At 72.4% G+C, this 18,898-nt stretch carries 17 protein-coding genes; 11 read left to right on the top strand and 6 right to left on the bottom strand.

The window, feature by feature from the left end; all coding sequences use genetic code 11:
* The first annotated feature begins 96 nt into the window (after nucleotides 1-96).
* Both SHK19_RS16300 and SHK19_RS16305 read left to right on the top strand, forming a co-directional pair.
* A complete protein-coding gene (locus SHK19_RS16300) occupies nucleotides 97-330 on the top strand; it encodes an acyl-CoA carboxylase subunit epsilon (protein WP_322936864.1) in 234 nt (77 codons plus the stop codon).
* A 127-nt stretch (nucleotides 331-457) separates the two neighbouring features.
* Complete coding sequence (locus SHK19_RS16305) at nucleotides 458-817, top strand: DUF4345 family protein (protein WP_322456520.1); 360 nt, start codon at nucleotides 458-460, stop codon at nucleotides 815-817.
* On the opposite strand, the gene SHK19_RS16310 is transcribed toward SHK19_RS16305, so the two are convergent.
* Nucleotides 814-1,938 (bottom strand): epoxide hydrolase family protein, encoded by a 1,125-nt coding sequence (locus tag SHK19_RS16310; RefSeq protein ID WP_322936865.1) that lies wholly within the window; start codon nucleotides 1,936-1,938, stop codon nucleotides 814-816. The two genes, SHK19_RS16305 and SHK19_RS16310, sit on opposite strands and share 4 nt — an antisense overlap.
* 84 nt (nucleotides 1,939-2,022) lie before the next feature.
* On the opposite strand from SHK19_RS16310, the gene SHK19_RS16315 reads away from it, so the two are divergent.
* From SHK19_RS16315 to SHK19_RS16325, 3 genes are read left to right on the top strand one after another with little or no spacing between them, the layout of a single operon-like run.
* Nucleotides 2,023-2,994, top strand: coding sequence for a helix-turn-helix transcriptional regulator (locus SHK19_RS16315; protein WP_322456518.1), 972 nt, complete (start codon nucleotides 2,023-2,025; stop codon nucleotides 2,992-2,994).
* A 57-nt stretch (nucleotides 2,995-3,051) separates the two neighbouring features.
* Complete coding sequence (locus SHK19_RS16320) at nucleotides 3,052-4,722, top strand: DUF885 domain-containing protein (protein ID WP_322936866.1); 1,671 nt, start codon at nucleotides 3,052-3,054, stop codon at nucleotides 4,720-4,722.
* A 7-nt stretch (nucleotides 4,723-4,729) separates the two neighbouring features.
* Complete coding sequence (locus SHK19_RS16325; RefSeq protein WP_322936867.1) at nucleotides 4,730-5,812, top strand: DNA glycosylase AlkZ-like family protein; 1,083 nt, start codon at nucleotides 4,730-4,732, stop codon at nucleotides 5,810-5,812.
* 11 nt (nucleotides 5,813-5,823) lie between these two features.
* On the opposite strand, the gene SHK19_RS16330 is transcribed toward SHK19_RS16325, so the two are convergent.
* Both SHK19_RS16330 and SHK19_RS16335 read right to left on the bottom strand, forming a co-directional pair.
* Nucleotides 5,824-7,020 (bottom strand): hypothetical protein, encoded by a 1,197-nt coding sequence (locus tag SHK19_RS16330; protein WP_322936868.1) that lies wholly within the window; start codon nucleotides 7,018-7,020, stop codon nucleotides 5,824-5,826.
* Nucleotides 7,013-7,525 carry an RNA polymerase sigma factor gene (locus tag SHK19_RS16335; RefSeq protein ID WP_322456514.1) on the bottom strand — a complete coding sequence of 171 codons (513 nt, stop codon included), beginning with the start codon at nucleotides 7,523-7,525 and terminating at the stop codon, nucleotides 7,013-7,015. The genes SHK19_RS16330 and SHK19_RS16335 overlap by 8 nt, the downstream gene beginning before the upstream one ends.
* Before the next feature lie 82 nt (nucleotides 7,526-7,607).
* Between SHK19_RS16335 and SHK19_RS16340 the strand changes: the two genes are divergently transcribed.
* Nucleotides 7,608-8,204, top strand: a complete 597-nt coding sequence (locus tag SHK19_RS16340) for a Maf family protein (RefSeq protein WP_322456513.1) — start codon at nucleotides 7,608-7,610, stop codon at nucleotides 8,202-8,204.
* A 58-nt stretch (nucleotides 8,205-8,262) separates the two neighbouring features.
* Here the strand turns inward: SHK19_RS16340 and SHK19_RS16345 are convergent, their stop codons facing one another.
* Nucleotides 8,263-9,468, bottom strand: coding sequence for an acyl-CoA dehydrogenase family protein (locus SHK19_RS16345; protein WP_322456512.1), 1,206 nt, complete (start codon nucleotides 9,466-9,468; stop codon nucleotides 8,263-8,265).
* A gap of 56 nt (nucleotides 9,469-9,524) precedes the next feature.
* Nucleotides 9,525-10,172 (bottom strand): NADPH-dependent F420 reductase, encoded by a 648-nt coding sequence (locus SHK19_RS16350; RefSeq protein ID WP_322936870.1) that lies wholly within the window; start codon nucleotides 10,170-10,172, stop codon nucleotides 9,525-9,527.
* 129 nt (nucleotides 10,173-10,301) lie between these two features.
* On the opposite strand from SHK19_RS16350, the gene SHK19_RS16355 reads away from it, so the two are divergent.
* From SHK19_RS16355 to SHK19_RS16370, 4 genes are read left to right on the top strand one after another with little or no spacing between them, the layout of a single operon-like run.
* On the top strand, nucleotides 10,302-12,101 hold the full coding sequence (locus SHK19_RS16355) for an acetyl/propionyl/methylcrotonyl-CoA carboxylase subunit alpha (RefSeq protein WP_322936871.1): 1,800 nt from the start codon (nucleotides 10,302-10,304) through the stop codon (nucleotides 12,099-12,101).
* A gap of 35 nt (nucleotides 12,102-12,136) precedes the next feature.
* Nucleotides 12,137-12,619, top strand: coding sequence for a PH domain-containing protein (locus SHK19_RS16360; protein ID WP_322456509.1), 483 nt, complete (start codon nucleotides 12,137-12,139; stop codon nucleotides 12,617-12,619).
* Nucleotides 12,616-14,070: a PH domain-containing protein gene (locus SHK19_RS16365; RefSeq protein ID WP_322936872.1), complete on the top strand. Its 1,455-nt coding sequence runs from the start codon at nucleotides 12,616-12,618 to the stop codon at nucleotides 14,068-14,070. Before SHK19_RS16360 ends, SHK19_RS16365 begins: the two co-directional genes overlap by 4 nt.
* 55 nt (nucleotides 14,071-14,125) lie before the next feature.
* Nucleotides 14,126-14,512, top strand: a complete 387-nt coding sequence (locus SHK19_RS16370) for a type II toxin-antitoxin system PemK/MazF family toxin (protein WP_322936873.1) — start codon at nucleotides 14,126-14,128, stop codon at nucleotides 14,510-14,512.
* Here the strand turns inward: SHK19_RS16370 and SHK19_RS16375 are convergent.
* The gene (locus SHK19_RS16375; protein ID WP_322456506.1) at nucleotides 14,470-15,339 is read right to left on the bottom strand and encodes a calcium-binding protein; all 870 of its coding nucleotides are present in this window, start codon (nucleotides 15,337-15,339) and stop codon (nucleotides 14,470-14,472) included. The two genes, SHK19_RS16370 and SHK19_RS16375, sit on opposite strands and share 43 nt — an antisense overlap.
* A gap of 115 nt (nucleotides 15,340-15,454) precedes the next feature.
* Here SHK19_RS16375 and SHK19_RS16380 point away from each other — a divergent pair, with 115 nt between their 5' ends.
* Complete coding sequence (locus SHK19_RS16380; protein ID WP_322936875.1) at nucleotides 15,455-18,850, top strand: pyruvate carboxylase; 3,396 nt, start codon at nucleotides 15,455-15,457, stop codon at nucleotides 18,848-18,850.
* The last annotated feature ends 48 nt before the right edge of the window (nucleotides 18,851-18,898 follow it).

Genomic DNA, 18,898 nt, shown 5'->3' on the forward strand with positions numbered 1-18,898 from the left:
GCGGGGCGACCGAGGTTCAGGCCAGGTTGAGCAAGGCCCGCGGGTGCGAAGCGAAGCGAGCAGCCGCGACGGCCGCGTCGAAACCAGAGGATCCAGATGACGAAGGACACCAGCCCCGACACGCCGACCGAGCCGCTGCTCCGTGTCCTCACCCCGGACGCCACCCCGGAGGAGGTCGCGGCGGTCGTCGCGGTCTTCGCGGCGATGGGTGGCGGTGCCCCCGCGCCCGAGAAGCCGCGCTCGGTGTGGGCCTCCCCCGCCCGCCGGATGCGCGGCCCGCACGTCCACGGCCGCGGTGCCTGGCAGGCCAGCGCCCGCGGCATCCGCTGACTCGGCTGGCACCACAACGGCATAGGAGGTGGTCGTCATGGCGACCACCTCCTATGCCGTTGCGCGATCGGCCGGTTCCGACCTGGGTCGGATGCCCCGCACCCACCGGGGACGGCAGGATCGGGACATGAACCCCCTGATCGCGACCGGAGCAGCGGCGTACGCCGGCCTGGGCGTCGCCTCGTTCCTCAAGCCCGCTGTCGTGCCCGCGGTGATCGGCAGCACCGCGCCGAACGCCGACTCCCGCACCGAGATCCGGGCCGTGTACGGCGGCCTCCCGCTGGCGTTCGCCGCGAGCCTGGTCGCCGCGCCGTCCTCCGGCACCGCGATCGGTGTGGCCACCGCCGGCATGGCGGCCGGCCGGGCGGCGTCCGCGGTCTTCGAGGGCCGGCCCAGCCTGAAGATGGCCGGCTTCATCGCCCTCGAATTGGCGCTGGCGGGCGCCCTGGTGATGGGCGCCCGCCGCGTCTCGGCTGCTACGTCCTAGCCGAAGAAGACCCGCAGGTCGGCCACGACGTCCTCCGGGACCTCCATCGCGGCGAAGTGGCCACCGCGGGGGAACTCCGACCAGTGGTCGATGTTGGCGTTGTCGCGCTCGGCGAGCGAGCGGATGGTCTGGAAGTCGTCCTTGAACACCGCCACCCCGAGCCGTCCCTGGCTGACGACTGGTTCCGCACCGGAGCGCTGCTCCTCGTAGTGGTAGCGCGCGGCCGAGCCGTAGGTGTTGGTCAGCCAGTAGAGCGTGGCCTGGGCCAGCACCTGCTCGGGACGCACCAGGCTGGTGCCGTTGCCGAAGTTCTCGAACAGCTCGCTGTAGGCGAGCACCGCGACCGGCGAGTCCGCCAGCCCGGCCGCCACGGTCTGCGGACGGGTACCGTTCATCTGGTTGTAGCCGCCGACCGACTGGAACCACTGCATGTGCTCGAGCGCGGCGTACTCCTTGGGCCCGAAGCCCTCGAACTCGCTCGGGTCGCCGGACGGGAACGAGAACAGGTGCAGCACGTGAGCGCCGAGGAACCCCTCCGGGTCGGCCACGGCCAGCTCCCGGCCGACCATGGCGCCGCCGTCGCTGCCGTGCACGCCGTACGACGAGTAGCCGAGCCGGCGCATCAGCTCGTCGTACGCCCCCGCCACCCGGGCCATCGTCCAGCCGGTGTCGACGACCGGGGTGGACCAGCCGAAGCCGGGCATCGACGGCACGACCACGTGGAAGGCGTCGGAGGCGTTGCCGCCGTGGGCCTCGGGGTTCACCAGCGGGTCGATCATGTCGACGAAGTCGAGCAGCGAGCCCGGGTAGGTGTGGGCCAGCAGCAGCGGCGTCGCGTCCTCGACCTGCGAGCGGATGTGGAGGAAGTGGATCCGCTGGCCGTCGACCTCGGTGACGAAGCCGGGGTGCGCGTTGACCCGCGCCTCCACCTCGCGCCAGTCGAACGACTTCCACTGCTCGACCATGTCCCGCAGGTAGGACTCCGGGGTGCCGTAGTCCCACGAGTCGCCGGGCACGGCCGGCGCGAACCGGGTCCGCTCGAGCCGCGCCCGCAGGTCGTCGAGGTCGGCCTGGGGGACGGTGACGGCGAAGGGGGTGATCTCCTGGTTGGGCTGCGTCATCGGTCTGCCTTTCGTTGTTCCCTGGTTGGTGAGGACGACGTTATGACCTGTTGCGGAACGGTTCGTTCCTGTTAAATGGGACTCATGAAGAAAACCTCCGGACGTCTCCTCGAGCTGCTCGGACTGATGCAGGCGCGGGTCGACTGGACCGGCCCCGAGCTCGCCGCGCGGCTCGGCGTCACCGACCGGACCGTGCGCAACGACATCGCCCGGCTCCGCGAGCTGGGCTACCCGGTCGACGCGACGCGGGGACGGGACGGCCACTACCGCCTCGGGGTCGGCGCCAAGCTGCCGCCGCTGCTGCTGGACGACGAGGAGGCCGTCGCCGTCGCCGTGGGCCTCCGCACCGTGACCGGCGTCGCCGGCTTCGAGGAGAGCGGCGGGCGGGCGCTGGCCAAGCTCGAGCACGTGCTGCCCGACCGGCTGCGCCGCCAGCTGGTCGCACTCCGCGACGCGACCAGCGCGGGCCCGGTCAACACCGACTCCAACGTCGAGGACCCGGAGGTGGACCCGGCCGTCCTCACCGAGATCGCCGGGGCGATCCGCGACCACCGCGGGCTGCGCGCGTTCTACGGGTCCACAGGGGACGACGAGCGGGTCGAGCTGGAGCCCTACCGGCTGGTGGGCTGGCAGCGGCGGTGGTACGTCGTCGGCCGCGACCCGGCGACCGGGAGGTGGGCGCCGTACCGCGTCGACTGGCTGACCCTGCGTACGCCCGGCGGGCGCGGCTTCACCCCGGTGCCGTTCCCGGGCGACCTGACCGAGTTCGTCGTCAGGGAGGTCGCCCGGACCGGGTGGGCGGTCCACGCCCGGATCGTCGTGGACGCGCCCGCGGACGAGGTCCTCGCCCGGATCAATCCCGCGGTCGGCACCGTGGAGCCGCGCTCTGACGGCAGCAGCGTCCTGGTCACCGGGGGCGACAGCCTCGAGGTGGTGGCGGTCTGGATCGGCATGCTCGGCCTCGACTTCACCGTCGAGTCACCGGCGGCACTGGTCGACCACCTCGAGGTGCTGGCCGAGCGCTACGCCGGCGCCGTCGCCGGCAGCGCCCGCTGATCCGGCCCGCCGAATACTCGGGTGTCCGCTGTCCACGGTGCGACATAGGGTCGCGACATGACCCGACCCGTCGACACCCGGACCGATCAGTACGTCGAGGAAGTCGTCGCCCTCGACCCGCTCACTGCGACCTTCGCCGGCATCGCCGGCCACGACGACAAGCTGCCCGACCTGTCGCCGGCGGGCTACGACGCCCGCGAGGAGCTCAACCGCCGGGCGCTGGCCGAGGTGCGCGCGCTCGAGCCGACCGACGAGCGTGAGCAGGTCGCCAAGGACGCGTTCCTGGAGCGGGTCGGGCTCGAGGTGGAGAAGGCCGAAGCGGGGTTCGAGCGCTCCGCGTTCTCGGTGATCAGCAGCGCGGTCCACGGGGTGCGCGAGGTGTTCGACCTGATGGCGACCGACACCGACGAGGACTGGCAGACCATCGGCGACCGGCTGGCCGCGGTCCCGGCTGCGGTCGCCGGCTACCGCGAGACGCTCGACGCCGAGGCGGCCGCGGGCAGGGTGTCCGCGCGCCGGCAGTACGTCGAGGTGGCCAGCCAGATCCGCGGGTGGACCGGCCAGGAGGGGGCGAGCGGCGACTACTTCGGCAACCTCGTCGCGGAGGCGCCCGAGGGGCTGCGCGACCGGCTGGCCTCGGTCGCGGCGGCGGCCTCGGCGTCGTACGCCGACTTCGGGCGTTACGCCGAGACCGAGCTGGCGCCGCGCGGCCGTGACGTCGACGGCGTCGGTCGTGAGCAGTACGCGCTGGAGTCCCGCTACTTCCTCGGCGCCGAGGTCGACCTGGAGGAGACCTACCGCTGGGGCTGGGAGGAGCTCAAGCGGATCGAGGACGACATGGCGTCGACCGCGCAGCGGATCGTCTCCGGCGGCACGATCGACGACGCGGTCAAGGCACTCGACCTCGACCCGGCGCGCGACTGCGGCAGCCGCGAGGCGTTCGAGGCGTGGATGCAGGAGAAGGCCGACACGATCCTCGCCAGCTTCGACGGCATGCACTTCGACATCGCCGAGCCGATCCGCACGATCGCGTGCAAGGTGGCGCCGATCAACGACGGCGGAGCGTGGTACACGCCGCCCTCCGAGGACTTCTCGCGGCCCGGCACCATGTGGTTCTCCTTCACCGACGACCACGACCTCTACTCGAAGTGGAGGGAGACCACGACCGTCTTCCACGAGGGCGTGCCCGGCCACCACCTCCAGTGCGCCCAGGTCGTGCACCGCGCCGACCTGCTCAACCGCTGGCAGCGGCTGATGTGCTGGGTCAGCGGCCACGGCGAGGGATGGGCGCTCTACTCCGAGCGACTGATGGACGAGCTCGGCTACTTCGACGACCCCGGCGACCGGCTGGGCTTCCTCGACATGCAGGGCTTCCGGGCGGCGCGGGTGATCGTCGACATCGGCGTCCACCTCGGCCTGACCATCCCCGCCGACAACCCGTACGGCTGGCGACCCGGTGAGGTCTGGGACGGCGAGAAGGTCTACGAGTTCATGCGCGCCCACTCGCGGATGGAGGACGGCCAGCTCGGCTTCGAGGTCAACCGCTACCTCGGGTGGCCGGGGCAGGCGCCGTCCTACAAGGTCGGCGAGCGGATCTGGTTGCAGGCGCGCGACGAGGTCAAGGCCCGCAAGGGCGCCGGCTTCGACCTCAAGGAGTTCCACACCGCAGCCCTCAACCTCGGCTCGATCGGGCTCGACCCGCTGAAGGCAGCGCTCGGGAGGCTGTGAGCCGCTCGTGATCACGATCGATCGCGACCAGGCGCTGCGGATCGCGGTCCGTGCGCAGCTGCTCGACGCCTACCGGCCCGAGTCGCTGGTCGCGATGGTCGACCACCTCACGCTGCTCCAGATCGACCCCACCGCAGCGATCGCGCCCAACGTCGACCTCGTGTCGTGGTCGCGGCTCGGGGTGGGCTACGACCACTCCGACCTGCGGTTCGCGCTCGAGGAGGAGCGCTCGCTGGTCGAGCACTCGTCCTACGTCCGGCCGATGGACGACATCGGCCTGGTGCTCGCCACCGCCTCCGACCGGCTGCACCCGAGCGCGCTGGGGTGGATCGACGCCAACGCCGGCTTCCGCGCCGACGTGATCGGGCTGCTCGCCGCCGAGGGACCGTTGACCGCCGCCGAGGTGCCCGACACCGCGCAGGTGCCGTGGAAGTCGTCGGGCTGGACCAACGACAAGAACGTCGACCGGATGCTGGAGCTGCTGTGCCGCACCGGCGACGTCGCGATCAGCGGCCGGCGCGGCAAGCTCCGCACCTGGGACGTGCCCGAGCGGGTCTATCCGGCCGACCTCGACATCCCGTCGTACGACGAGGCGCGGGTGCTGCTCGACGCGCGGCGACTCGCCTCCCTCGGGATCGCCCGGTCGACGTCGAAGGTCCAGGGCGAGGAGATCGGCGCCGCCGGCCTCGGTGAGCCGGTCGTCGTCGACGGGATCGACGGCGAGTGGCGGGTCGACGCCGACGCACTGGCCGCGATCGACGATCCCTTCGAGCCGCGCACCGCCCTGCTGTCGCCGCACGACCGGCTGGTCTACGACCGCGACCGGGCGCTGGCGCTCTTCGACTTCGAGTACGTCCTGGAGATGTACAAGCCGGCGGCCAAGCGGCGCTGGGGCTACTTCGCACTGCCGATCCTCCACGGCGACCGGCTGGTCGGGAAGCTCGACGCCAAGGCCGACCGCAAGGCGGGCGTGCTCCGGGTGTTCGCGGTGCACGAGGACTTCCCCTGGGAGCCCGAGATCGGCGACGCCGTCGACGCCGAGGTCGAGGCACTGGCCACGTGGCTCGGGTGCGAGGTCGTGCGAGGCTAGGACCGCGCGGGTCAGCGGGCAGCGATCGCCTGCCAGGTCGCGCCTCCGTCGGTCGAGCTGAACAGGCGGTCGTCGACGGCGACCAGGAGGGTCGGCCCGCCGTCGGTGTCGACCACGTCGACCAGCGTCGAGTCGTCGGCATCGGTCGCCTCCGGCGCGGAGGAGGGGACCAGCTCCAGGCGGCCCTCGGCCCAGCGGTAGACACCCGACTCCCGGGGTCGTTCGTCGCCCCAGATGTCGCCGAGGAAGCGGATCTCCCCGTCGACCGTCCAGGCTGCGGAGACCGTCGCCAGCTCTCCGTCGTACGCCGTCTCGGTGAACGCCCCGCCGTCGGCCGGGAGGGTCAGGACAGAGCCGAGCGGCTTGATCGGTTTGCGGCCCGTGGAGACCGCGATGACGTGGGACGCGCCGGCCTTGGTCGGGACGACGTGGTTGAGGCTGTCCCAGGCCATCTCGAACGTCGCTGAATACCAGCTGGCACCGCCGTCGTCGGACCAGTGGTAGGTCGTCTCGTCGACCTCACCGCCCGACACGTGGGTCGAGATGGCGCTGAGGCGGCCGCCGTAGAACTCGACGTCGTAGAGCCCGGCAGGGTTTGGCACGGGGTGCGCGGTGGCGGTCGCCGGGTCGACCGCGAAGAGTCCATCGCTCATGGCGACCGGGAACTCGCCGTCGGCGACCGGAGCCTCTGCACCGGCGACCTCGACCCGGGTCCACTTGCCTCCCGCGCCAGCGACCCACAGCTCGGACATTGCTTCGTCACGGACGAGAAACCGATCACCAGCGGCGAAGACCTCGCCAGGAATGGGCAGCCGCGCCAGGTGGCGGGTGCCGTAGCCGTCGGCGCTGACGGCCAGTCCCGACTGCTCGCGGTCGGCTGTCCGCCAGAACACCGCGGTCGCACCGTCCTCGGTGACCGCCGCATCGCCGATGAAGGCACTCGGGGCGTCCACGAACCGGTCCAGCGCGCTGCCGGTCGACGGATCGTCCTCGATCACCGTCGTCGGCGAACTGGGCGCGGGCTGCGGAGCGGTGCTCTCGCCGGGACCGAGGAGCTGTACCCCGCCGACGATCGCTGCGACCGCGAGCCCGGCCGTACCCACGGTGAGTGCGTGCCGTCGGTTGCGCTGCTGTCGGCCGCGGGCGAGGACGTCGTCGAAGCTGGGCACGGCCGCGGCGTCTGCGGCAGCGTGCGCGATGTCATGCATGGGAACCTCCGAAGACTTCCTTGGTCCCGAGCGCTGTGGCGAGTGCGGCGCGGCCGCGGTTGAGCCGGGCCTTGACGGTGCCGACCGGCACCCCGAGCGTCGCGGCGACCTCGGCGACCGGCAGGTCCGCCAGGTAGTGCAACGCGAGCGTCTCCCGCTGGTGCTCCGGCAGCGAACGCAGCGCGGCGACGAGTGCCATCCGGTCGTCGCTCAGGTCGGGCCGGTGGGTCGGATCCGTGGCAGTCGCGCGGCCGAGCAGCCGCTCGCCGAGCTTCCCGCGCCGGTGGCGGGACCGGGCGACGTTCACCGCGACCGTGCGCAGCCACGCCTCAGGGTTGTCGAGCCGCTCGAAGGTGCGGCGCTTGCTCACCGCCCGCGCGAAGGCCTCGGCAACCACGTCCTCCGCCTCCGAGAGGTCGCCGCAGACGCCGTACAGCTGGCCGACCAGGCGCCGGTACGACGCGTCGAAGCAGCGCTGGATCGGATCCTCCGACTCCCCGCCCACGGCACCTCCTCCGGTGTTGTCTCACCCCTACGACCCGCGAGGGGCCGCGAAGGTTGCCCGGCGGCCGGTTTAGTCTCCTGGCGTGCCGACCTTCGTGCTCGCGTCCGCGTCCCCCGCCCGGCTGAAAACCCTCCGCAACGCCGGCATCGAGCCGACCGTCATCGTGTCGGGTGTCGACGAGTCGCAGGCCGACGGGCTGCCGCCGTTCGAGATGGCGCTCCAGCTGGCCGAGCTCAAGTGTGCGGCGGTCGCGGAGCGCGACCCGCTGCCGGAGGGCGCGCTGGTGCTCGGCTGCGACTCGGTCCTCGAGCTCGACGGCCAGGCGCTCGGGAAGCCGGCCGACGACGCTGACGCCGTACGCCGCTGGCAGGCGATGCGGGGTGGCTCCGGCGTGCTCTACACCGGGCACTGCCTGCGCGACACCGCCACCGGGCGGGTGGCAGCGGCCACCGCTTCGACCACCGTCTTCTTCGCCGACGTCTCCGACGCCGAGATCGACGCGTACGTCGCGACCGGCGAGCCGCTGCACGTCGCCGGTGCGTTCACTGTCGACGGCCTGGGCGGAGCCTTCGTCACCGGCATCGAGGGAGACCACCACAACGTGGTCGGCGTCAGCCTGCCCCTGCTCCGCGACCTGGTCCTCGAGCTCGGCCACTCCTGGACCGACCTCTGGAGGTGACCCGTCGGTCGAGGAGCTCGCGCAGCGAGCGTCTGAACCGCCGGTGGTCGAGAATCGGCTACTCGACGGGGAGGCCGAGCCCGCGGGCGATGAGCATCCGCTGGACCTCGGAGGTGCCCTCGCCGATCTCGAGGATCTTGGCGTCGCGGTAGAACCGGGCGACGGCGTACTCCTCCATGAAGCCGTAGCCGCCGAAGACCTGGGTGGCGATCCGGGTGGCGGTGACGGCCGACTCTGAGGAGTAGAGCTTGGCGATCGAGGCGGCGTGCTTGAAGTCCTTCATGCTCGGGCCGCCGGGGGCGCCCATGGCGTCCTTCATCGCGGCCGCCTTGTAGGTCAGCAGCCGGGAGGCGTGGAGCATCACCTCGAGGTCGGCGATCTGGAAGGCGACCCCCTGCTTGCGGCCGATCGGGCCACCGAAGGTCTGCCGCTCGCCGGCGTACTCGACGCAGAGGTCGACGCACGCCTGGATCAGGCCGACCGCCAGCGCGGCGATCGCCACCCGGCCGTCGTCGAGGATGGCGAGGAACTGGGCGAAGCCGCGGCCACGCTCGCCGAGGAGGTGGTCGGCAGGCACCCGGCAGTCCTCGAACGACAGCGGGTGGGTGTCGGAGATGTGCCAGCCGAGCTTGTCGTACGCCGGCTCGGCGGTGAAGCCGGGCGTCCCGGCCGGGACGACGATCGCGGAGATCTCGGGCGAGCCGTCCTCGCGAGCGCCGGTTCGGGCGGTGACGGTCACCAGCGAGGTGATCGACGACCCGGAGTTGGTGATGAACTGCTTGCTGCCGTTGAGGACCCACTCCCCCGACGCAGGGTCGACCTCGGCCCGGGTGCGGGTCGCGCCGGCGTCGGAGCCGGCGCCGGGCTCGGTCAGGCCGAAGGCGGCCAGGCGCTGACCGGAGACCAGGTCCGGCAGCCAGGCCTGCTTCTGCTCCTCGGTGCCGTAGCTGAGGATCGGGTTGATGCCGAGGCCGACACCGGCCTCGAGGGTGATGCCCATCGACTGGTCGACGCGGCCGAGCTCCTCGATGGCGAGGCAGAGCGACGTGAACGGGCCGTCCTCCGGCGCCAGCCCGGCGCCGCCGTACTCCTCCGGCGCGACCAGCCCGAAGAGCCCGAGGTCGCCCATCTGCTGCACGACGTCGGCCGGGAAGTGGTGGTCCTTGTCCCACTTCGCGACGTGCGGCGCGATCGCGGTCGCTGCGAAGTCGCGGACGGTACGGCGGAACTCCTCGTGCTCACGGGACAGCTGGAACGACGTCATGGTCCGCATCGTAACCCGCGAGGTTAACGATTGTTAACCAGCGCGGTCCGCCAGCTTCAGCGGACCACCTTCCAGTTGAAGTTGGGTGTCCCCACCGCCCCGATCACCCGCAACCAGGCCGGCATCAGCCACTCGACGCCGCGCGCCGTCGTCACGTCGCCCAGGTCGAGGATGTCTGTGTGCCCGAGCTCGCGGAGCAGGCCGGCAACCGTCTCATTCGCAGAGGGGTCGTCGCCGGAGAGGAAGACCGTTCCGGGATCGGGCAGCTGCTCGGGGTGCGCCATCACGGCGGCGGTCATCGTGTTGAGCGACTTGACCACCAGCGCCGCGGGGAACGCGCGCTGGACCTGCTCCGCCATCGAGTCGTCCTGCGGGAAGCTGATCAACGGCGGGAAGCCGGCCGAGAAGTCCAGGCCGTTGGACACGTCGATCACGACCTTGCCGCCCAGCTCGCCCGCCTGGCCGAGCACGTCGAGCGTCACCGCGCCGCTCGTCGCGTTGATCACGACCGGAGCCGGCTCCGCGGCGTCGGCGAAGGTGGCGAGGCCGACGTCCGGGTGATCGGCCGCCCAGTCGGCGTACTCCTCCTTGGCGCCGGTGGCGCCGGGATCACGGGTGCCGACGGTGACGTCGTGGCCGAGCTCGGCCAGACGACCGGACAACGCTCGGCCTACCGCGCCGGTGCCGAGGACTGCGATCTTCATGTGCCCTGTCTACTGCCGGGTCAGCGGGCCGCACAACGTCCGCGCCCCTCTCATATCTGAGCGCCTGGTGCTGGGCCGACACCGCGTCGCCCTAGACTGCCGGACGATCCATGACTAGGAGGCTGTCGAGTGCCCGAGACGACGCAGAGTTCGAGGCCGTTGCAGAAGGTCCTGATCGCCAACCGTGGTGAGATCGCGGTCCGGGTGATCCGTGCCTGCAAGGACGCCGGGATCGGAAGCGTCGCGGTCTACGCCGACCCCGACCGCGACGCGCTGTTCGTGCGGCTGGCCGACGAGGCCTACGCGCTCAACGGCGCCACGCCCGCCGACTCCTACCTCGACATCGCCAAGATCCTGAAGGTCGCCGAGCAGGCGGGCGCGGACTCCGTCCACCCGGGCTACGGATTCCTGGCCGAGAACGCCGGGTTCGCCCAGGCGGTCATCGACGCCGGGCTGATCTGGATCGGTCCCTCGCCCGAGGCGATCGACGCGCTGGGCGACAAGGCGAAGGCCAAGCAGATCGCGCAGAAGGCCAACGCTCCCCTGGCCCCCGGTCTCAAGGACCCGGTCAAGGACGCCGACGAGATCGTCGAGTTCGCCAAGGCCAACGGGCTCCCGGTCGCGATCAAGGCCGTCTTCGGCGGCGGCGGGCGTGGCCTCAAGGTCGCCCGCACCCTGGAGGAGATCCCCGAGCAGTTCGAGTCGGCGGTCCGCGAAGCCGTCGGAGCCTTCGGTCGCGGCGAGTGCCTGGTCGAGAAGTTCCTCGACCAGCCGCGCCACGTCGAGACCCAGTGCCTGGCCGACCAGCACGGCAACGTCGTGGTCGTCTCCACCCGCGACTGCTCGCTCCAGCGGCGCCACCAGAAGCTGGTCGAGGAGGCGCCCGCGCCGTTCCTCAGCGACGACCAGGTCAAGCGCCTCTACGACTCGTCGAAGGCGATCCTCAAGGAGGCCGGGTACGTCGGCGCCGGCACCTGTGAGTTCCTCGTCGCCAAGGACGGCACCATCTCCTTCCTCGAGGTCAACACCCGGCTCCAGGTCGAGCACTGTGTCTCCGAGGAGGTCACCGGCATCGACCTGGTCCGCGAGATGTTCCGCATCGCCGCCGGCGAGGAGCTCGGCTACGACGACCCGGAGATCCGCGGCCACTCGATCGAGTACCGCATCAACGCCGAGGACGGCGGCCGCAACTTCATGCCCGCCCCGGGCACGCTGACCGCGTGGAACCCGCCGCAGGGCCCGGGCATCCGGGTCGACGGCGGCTACGAGAAGGGCGAGACCATCCCGGGCTCGTTCGACTCCCTCATCGCCAAGCTGATCGTCACCGGCCGTGACCGCACCCAGGCGCTCGAGCGCTCGCGTCGCGCGCTCGCGGAGTTCGAGGTCGACGGCATGCCGACGGTGATCCCCTTCCACCAGGCGGTCATCGAGGACCCGGCGTACGTCGGCGCGTCGACCCCCTCGGGCGAGGGCGAGTTCACGGTATACACCACCTGGATCGAGACCGACTTCGACAACCAGATCACGCCGTACGGCGGCGACGCCGGCGAGGCGCCCGAGGCCGACGAGCGGCAGAAGGTCGTCGTGGAGGTGGGCGGGAAGCGGCTGGAGGTCGTGATCCCGGCCGGCCTCGGCGGCCTGGCGGTCGGCGGCACGGCAGGCGCGAAGAAGCCGAAGCGCGCGGCGAGCAAGAAGGCCGGGGCGGCCGCGAGCGGCGACGCGGTGGCCAGCCCGATGCAGGGCACCATCGTCAAGATCGCGGTCGAGGAGGGCCAGGAGGTCGCCGAGGGCGACGTCGTGGTCGTGATCGAGGCGATGAAGATGGAGCAGCCGTTGAAGGCGCACAAGGCCGGGACGGTGACCGGGCTCAAGGCCGAGGTCGGAGCGACCGTCGGCAACGGCGAGGTCCTCTGCGAGCTCAAGGGCTGAGCGGGTCCGCCCAGGTCTCTTCTAGGGTCGGTGTCGTGACCGACCTGCGCGAGCCCGCCCACCGGGTCGACCCTCGCGCGCGGTCGATGTGGGCCGTCGAGTGCGCGGCCGGTGCGGCGGTGCTCGTCGTCGCCGCCCTCGTCGGCGCCGTCGTCTGGACCGAGTACGCCGCCCGCTGGTGGGGCGTCGCGGTGATCGCGGTCGGAGCTCTGGCCTACGTCCTCGGTGTGCCGCGGTGGCGCTACCTCGTGCACCGCTGGGAGATCACCGACACGGCCGTCTACACGCAGCGGGGCTGGTGGGCACGCGAGCGCCGGATTGCGCCGATGTCCCGCGTGCAGACCGTCGACTACACGCAGGGGCCGCTGGCCCGACTCTTCGGCCTCGCGACGCTGACCGTCACCACCGCGTCGGCGGCGGGCGCGCTGCGGATCGACGGGCTCGACCGCGCCGAGGCGCTCGCGCTGGTCGACCAGCTCACGCTGCGCGCGGAGGAAGCCGGCGGGGACGCGACGTGAGGGACTGGCAGCGGCTCGACCCCCGGATGCTGCTGGTCCACCCGCTGATCGAGCTGCGTCGGTTCGTCGTCCCGCTGGTCGGCGTGTTCCTCTTCGGCGCCTCCCAGGGTGGCGTCGGCACCTTCGTCGGCATCGCGGCGCTCGCGATCCCGGTCACGATCGGTGTCGTGCGCTACCTGACGACGAGCTACCGGATCGCCGACGGCCGGATCGAGCTCCAGCGCGGACTGCTGAACCGGCAACGCCTGTCCACCCCCCTCGACCGGGTGCGCACCGTCGACCTGACCGCGTCCGTCGTGCACCGGCTGCTCCGGCTGAGCACGGTGGGCATCGGCACGGGCACCGCGGGCACCGACGGGAGCGACCGCCTCGAGCTGGACGCCCTGGCCACGACGGAGGCCGGCACTCTCCGCGACCAGCTGCTGGCTGGTGCGGCGGTACGAGCCGGGGTCGCGGGCGGACGCGAGGGCGAGGTCGGCGGCGTACCAACCCCGGCGGAGCCGGTGGTCTCGTTCACGCCACGCTGGCTCCTCTACGCCCCGTTCACCAGCACCGGACTCGTGATCGTCGGCGGTCTCCTCGGCGGCCTCGGCCAGATCGCCGGCGAGTACGAGGTCGACATCACGATCGACGAGCGGCTCGCGGCGCCGTCCGGCGTGCTGATCGCCGCGGCAATCGTCGTCCTGCTGCTGGCCGCGCTCGCGATCACCGTCGTCGGCTACCTGGTGGCGAACGGAGGCCTGACGCTCACCCGGCAGCCGGGATCGTGGCACCTGCGACGCGGCCTGCTCACCACCCGGGAGACCAGCATCGACATCGAGCGCGTCGCCGGCGTCGGTATCGGCGAGCCGGCCGCCCTGCGGATGGTCCGCGGGGCGCGGCTGTCGGCAATCGTCACCGGCCTCGACCGCACCGACCGCGGCTCGGAGGTCCTGGTGCCGCCGGCCCCGGCAGCGGTGGCGCGCACCGCGGCGACCGCCGTGCTGGGCACGGCCGCGCCGATCGACAGCCCGCTGACCGGGCACGGCCGGGCGGCGATCCGCCGGCGGTACGCCCGTGCCCTCTGGCCCGCACTCCTCGTCTCCGTCGCGGTGGCGCTGCTGGTGCTGGCCGGTCTGAGCCCCTGGCTGCTCGTCGTCACGCCGGTCCCCGTCGCGGCCGCCGTCGCGCTCGCCGCCGACCGCGCCCGCTCGCTCGGCCACGCCCTCTCGGGCGCACACCTGGTGGCGCGCTCGGGCTCGCTGCTGCGGCGCCGCGACATCCTCGACCGGGAGCATGTGATCGGCTGGACGTTCCGCGACACCTGGTTCCAACGACGCGCGGGCCTGACCACGCTGGACGCGACGACGGCCGGGGGCCGCGGTCGGGTGACGGTGCTCGACCTGCCCGCCGCGGACGCGACGGCGTTCGCCGATGACGCCCTGCCCGGCCTGGTCGCCCAGTTCCGCTGAGGTCTCCAAGGCCAGGGGCTCTGCCGGGGACTGCGGCGGGGACTACCGTGCGGGGGTGGCCGACTACTCCCCCGAGCCCGACGGGCGTCCCGATCCCGGCGAGGTCTGCTGGGCGTGGGTGCCCTACGAGGACGACCCGACCCGCGGCAAGGACCGACCGGTGCTGGTGATCGCGGCCCGCGCCGAGGGCGACGAGCCGGTCGTCGACTGCTTGGTGATGACCAGCAAGGACCACGACCGGGACGAGGCCCAGGAGGCTGCCGCCGGCCGGCACTGGATGGACGTCGGCGCCGGCGGCTGGGACCGCGAGCAGCGCCCGAGCGAGGTGCGGCTCGACCGGCTGCTGGTGCTGCGCGAGTCCGACGTACGACGCGAAGGCGCAGCCCTCGACCCGGGGATCTACGCCGAGGTGCTGGCGGCCCGGGCCGCGCTGCCGGGCTGACCCGCGGGTCGGACGCCGGGCACGCCGATCGTCGGCTCGCAGTCGCCCCACTCGGTCTCGGAGCAGCTGTTGCGCCCGCGGACGACGGCGGCCACGTCGCGGCGGCCGGCGCCGCCGTTGACGATGTCGTTGCCCGCGCCGGCCGACACCACGTCGTTGCCGCCGTAGGTCGACGCGCTCAGGCTCCCGTCGATCGCGATCACGCTGTCGGGCGCGTCGGTGCCGACGTAGGTCCAGGAGTGGTCGCCCTTGAGCCAGACCAGCTCCCACCCGCTGAACGCACCGGGCGCGTGCTCCGGCTCCGGGCCCAGGATCAGGATCTCCTCGGCCTGGTCGACGAGCACCGGCTGGGTGCCGCTGACGCTCAGCGTCAACAGGTCGAGCCCCTCGTCGCCGATCAGGGTGACCGGGGCGCCCGGTGCGGTGGTGAGGTCGACGGTCTCGTCGCCGTCGCCGCCGACGACGCGGTCGGCGCCGGCCGCGCTGGTCACCCAGTCGTCGCCGGTGCCACCGATCGCCACGTCGGCGCCGGCGCCGGTCGTGATCCGGTCGCCGCCGGGGCCTCCGCACACGACGTCGTCGCCGCCGTAGGAGCGGATGACGTCGTTGCCGCCCTTGGCGACGATGACGTCGGCGCCGGCGGTGCCCAGGAGGGTGTCCTTGCGGTCGGTGCCGACGATCGTCGCCGTCCGGCCCTCGCAGTTGGCGCCCGCCGCCGTGAGGTCGGCGTCGCGGTCGCCGCCGTCGCCGGAGACGCCGAAGAGCACTGCCAGCACCGCCAGGCCCAGCAGTGCCACCAGCGCAACGATCACCGCGCGTACGCGCATCCGGCCTCCTCGGCCTTCGAGGCTAGGCGGACGCGTCACCGCCCTCGGCGCGCAACGCCGGTCCACGGAGGAATTACCGCCAGGTAGCAAGTCGGACGCCGCCTAGGGTTGCCGCATGTTTTCGAAAGTACTGGTGGCCAACCGGGGCGAGATCGCGATCCGAGCGTTCCGTGCGGCCTATGAGATGGGCGCGCGCACCGTCGCCGTCTTCCCCTACGAGGACCGCTGGTCCGAGCACCGGCTGCGCGCCGACGAGGCCCACGAGATCGGCGAGCGCGGCCACCCCGTCCGCAGCTACCTCGATCCCGAGGCCATCGTCGACGTGGCGGTCCGGGCCGGGGCGGACGCCGTCTACCCCGGCTACGGCTTCTTGTCGGAGAACCCGACGCTCGCCGAGGCCTGCGTCAACGCGGGCATCACCTTCGTCGGGCCGCCGGTCTCGGTGCTGGAGCTGACCGGCAACAAGGCCCGCGCCATCGCCGCCGCCAAGGAGGCAGGCGTCCCGACCCTGGCCGGCGTGGACCCGTCGACCGATGTCGACGCGCTGGTCGAGGCCGCCTCGACGCTGCCGTACCCGGTCTTCGTCAAGGCCGTCGCCGGCGGCGGCGGCCGAGGCATGCGGCGGGTGGAGCAGCCGGAGCGGCTGCGGGAGGCGGTCGAGGCGTGCATGCGCGAGGGCGAGGCGGCCTTCGGCGACCCCACCGTCTTCATCGAGCAGGCCGTCGTCGACCCCCGTCACATCGAGGTGCAGATCCTCGCTGATGCCACCGGCGGCCCGGACGGCGTGATCCACCTCTTCGAGCGGGACTGCTCGGTCCAGCGCCGCCACCAGAAGGTCGTCGAGATCGCGCCCGCGCCCCACCTCAGCCCGGAGCTCCGCGAGCGGATCTGCGCCGACGCCGTGCGCTTCGGCCGGTCGATCGGCTACCGCAACGCCGGCACCGTCGAGTTCCTGCTCGACCCCGCCGGCAACTACGTGTTCATCGAGATGAACCCGCGGATCCAGGTGGAGCACACGGTGACCGAGGAGGTCACCGACGTCGACCTGGTCCAGTCCCAGCTGCGGATCGCCGCGGGCGAGACGCTCGCCGACCTCGGGCTCACCCAGGACTCGATCCGGGTCCGCGGCGCGGCGCTGCAGTGCCGGATCACCACCGAGGACCCCGCCAACGACTTCCGGCCGGACACGGGCAAGATCACGACGTACCGCTCCCCCGGCGGCCCGGGGGTGCGGCTCGACGGCGGTACGACGTACAACGGCGCCGAGGTCAGCCCGCACTTCGACTCGATGCTCTCCAAGCTCACCTGCCGCGGCGCCACCTTCGACCAGGCCGTGCAGAAGGCGCAGCGGGCGGTCGCTGAGTTCCGCATCCGCGGCGTGCGCACCAACCTCGGCTTCCTCCAGGCGGTGCTCCGCGACCCCGACTTCACCGCGGGCGGCGTGACGACGTCGTTCATCGAGACCCACCCGCAGCTCCTGGTGGCGCGGAAGTCCGTCGACCAGGGCGGCCAGCTGCTGCGCTACCTCGCCGAGACCACCGTCAACCAGCCGTACGGCGAGCCGCCGGTCACCCTCGAGCCGGTCACCAAGCTGCCGCCGCTGTCGCTGGACGTGCCGGCACCCGACGGCACCCGGCAGCTGCTGCTGCAGGTGGGGCCAGAGGAGTTCGCGCGGCGGCTGCGCGCCCAGGACCGGGTCGCCGTCACCGAAACGACGTTCCGCGACGCCCACCAGAGCCTGCTCGCCACCCGGGTGCGCACCATCGACCTGCTCGGCGCTGCCGGCCACGTCGCGCGGATGACGCCCGAGCTGTGGTCGGTGGAGTGCTGGGGCGGCGCGACCTACGACGTCGCGCTGCGGTTCCTGTCCGAGGACCCGTGGGAGCGGCTCGCGTCGCTGCGCCAGGCGATGCCCAACATCTGCCTGCAGATGCTCCTGCGCGGGCGCAACACCGTCGGCTACACGCCGTACCCGACCGAGGTGACCACCGCCTTCGTCGAGGAAGCGGCCGCGACCGGCATCGACGTGTTCCGCATCTTCGACGCCCTCAACGACGTGGAGCAGATGCGGCCGGCGATCGAGGCCGTCCGCTCCACCGGCACCGCCGTCGCCGAGGTGGCGCTGTGCTACACCGGCGACCTCTCCGACCCCGGCGAGAAGATCTACACCCTCGACTACTACCTGCGGCTCGCCGAGCAGATCGTCGAGGCGGGCGCGCACGTGCTGGCGATCAAGGACATGGCCGGGCTGCTGCGCGCACCCGCCGCGCGGCGGCTGGTGACCGCGCTCCGTGAGCGGTTCGACCTGCCCGTCCACCTGCACACCCACGACACGCCGGGCGGTCAGCTGGCGACCCTGCTGGCCGCGATCGACGCCGGCGTCGACGCGGTCGACGCGGCCGCGGCCTCGATGTCCGGCACCACGTCGCAGCCGTCGCTGACCGCGCTGGTCGCGGCGACCGACCACTCCGACCGCGAGACCGGCCTCGACCTCGGCGCGGTCAGCGCGCTGGAGCCCTACTGGGAGGCGGTGCGCCGGGTCTACGCGCCGTTCGAGTCGGGCCTGGCCTCCCCCACCGGCCGCGTCTACCGCCACGAGATCCCCGGTGGCCAGCTCTCCAACCTGCGGCAGCAGGCCATCGCCCTGGGGCTCGGCGAGCGCTTCGAGCAGGTCGAGGACATGTACGCCGCCGCCAACGACATCCTCGGCAACGTCCCCAAGGTCACGCCGTCGTCGAAGGTGATCGGGGACCTGGCCCTCGCCCTCGTGGGCGCCGGCGCCGATCCCGCCGACTTCGCGGAGAACCCGGGCAACTACGACATCCCCGCGTCGGTCATCGGCTTCCTGCACGGCGAGCTCGGCGACCCGCCGGGCGGCTGGCCGGAGCCGTTCCGCGCCAAGGCGCTCGAGGGACGCGACTGGACCCCGCCCGCCGAGGAGCTGTCCGAGGACGACCGGCGCGGCCTGGACGCGACATCGGGCGAACGCCGGCACACCCTCAACCGGCTGCTGTTCCCCGGCCCGACGAAGGACTTCGAGTCCGCGCAGTCGACGTACGGCGACGTCTCGATCCTGCCGACGCTCGAGTACCTCTACGGCCTGCGGGTCGGCGAGGAGCACGCCATCCACCTCGAGGAGGGCCGGCAGCTGCTGCTCGGGCTGGAGGCGATCGGCGAGCCCGACGAGCGCGGCTACCGCACCGTGATGTGCCTGATGAACGGCCAGCTCCGGCCGATCCCGGTGCGCGACCTCAGCATCACCGCCGACGCGGAGGGCTCGGAGAAGGCCGACCCGGGCAATCCCGGCCACGTCGCTGCGCCGTACCAGGGTGCGGTGACGATCGTGGTCGCCGAGGGCGACCAGGTCGAGGCCGGCGCCACCCTCGCCACGATCGAGGCGATGAAGATGGAGGCGTCGATCACGGCTCCCCGCGCCGGGAAGATCGCCCGGCTGGGCTTCTCCGGCACCCGCCCGGTCGAGGGCGGCGACCTGGTGGTCGTGCTCGGGTAGCCGCCTTCGCTGGTCGAGTAGCCCGAGCGCTCTGGCGCGAGGGCGTAT

It is taken from the genome of Nocardioides bizhenqiangii (genome assembly GCF_034661235.1).
In the GTDB taxonomy this organism is placed as follows: domain Bacteria; phylum Actinomycetota; class Actinomycetes; order Propionibacteriales; family Nocardioidaceae; genus Nocardioides; species Nocardioides bizhenqiangii.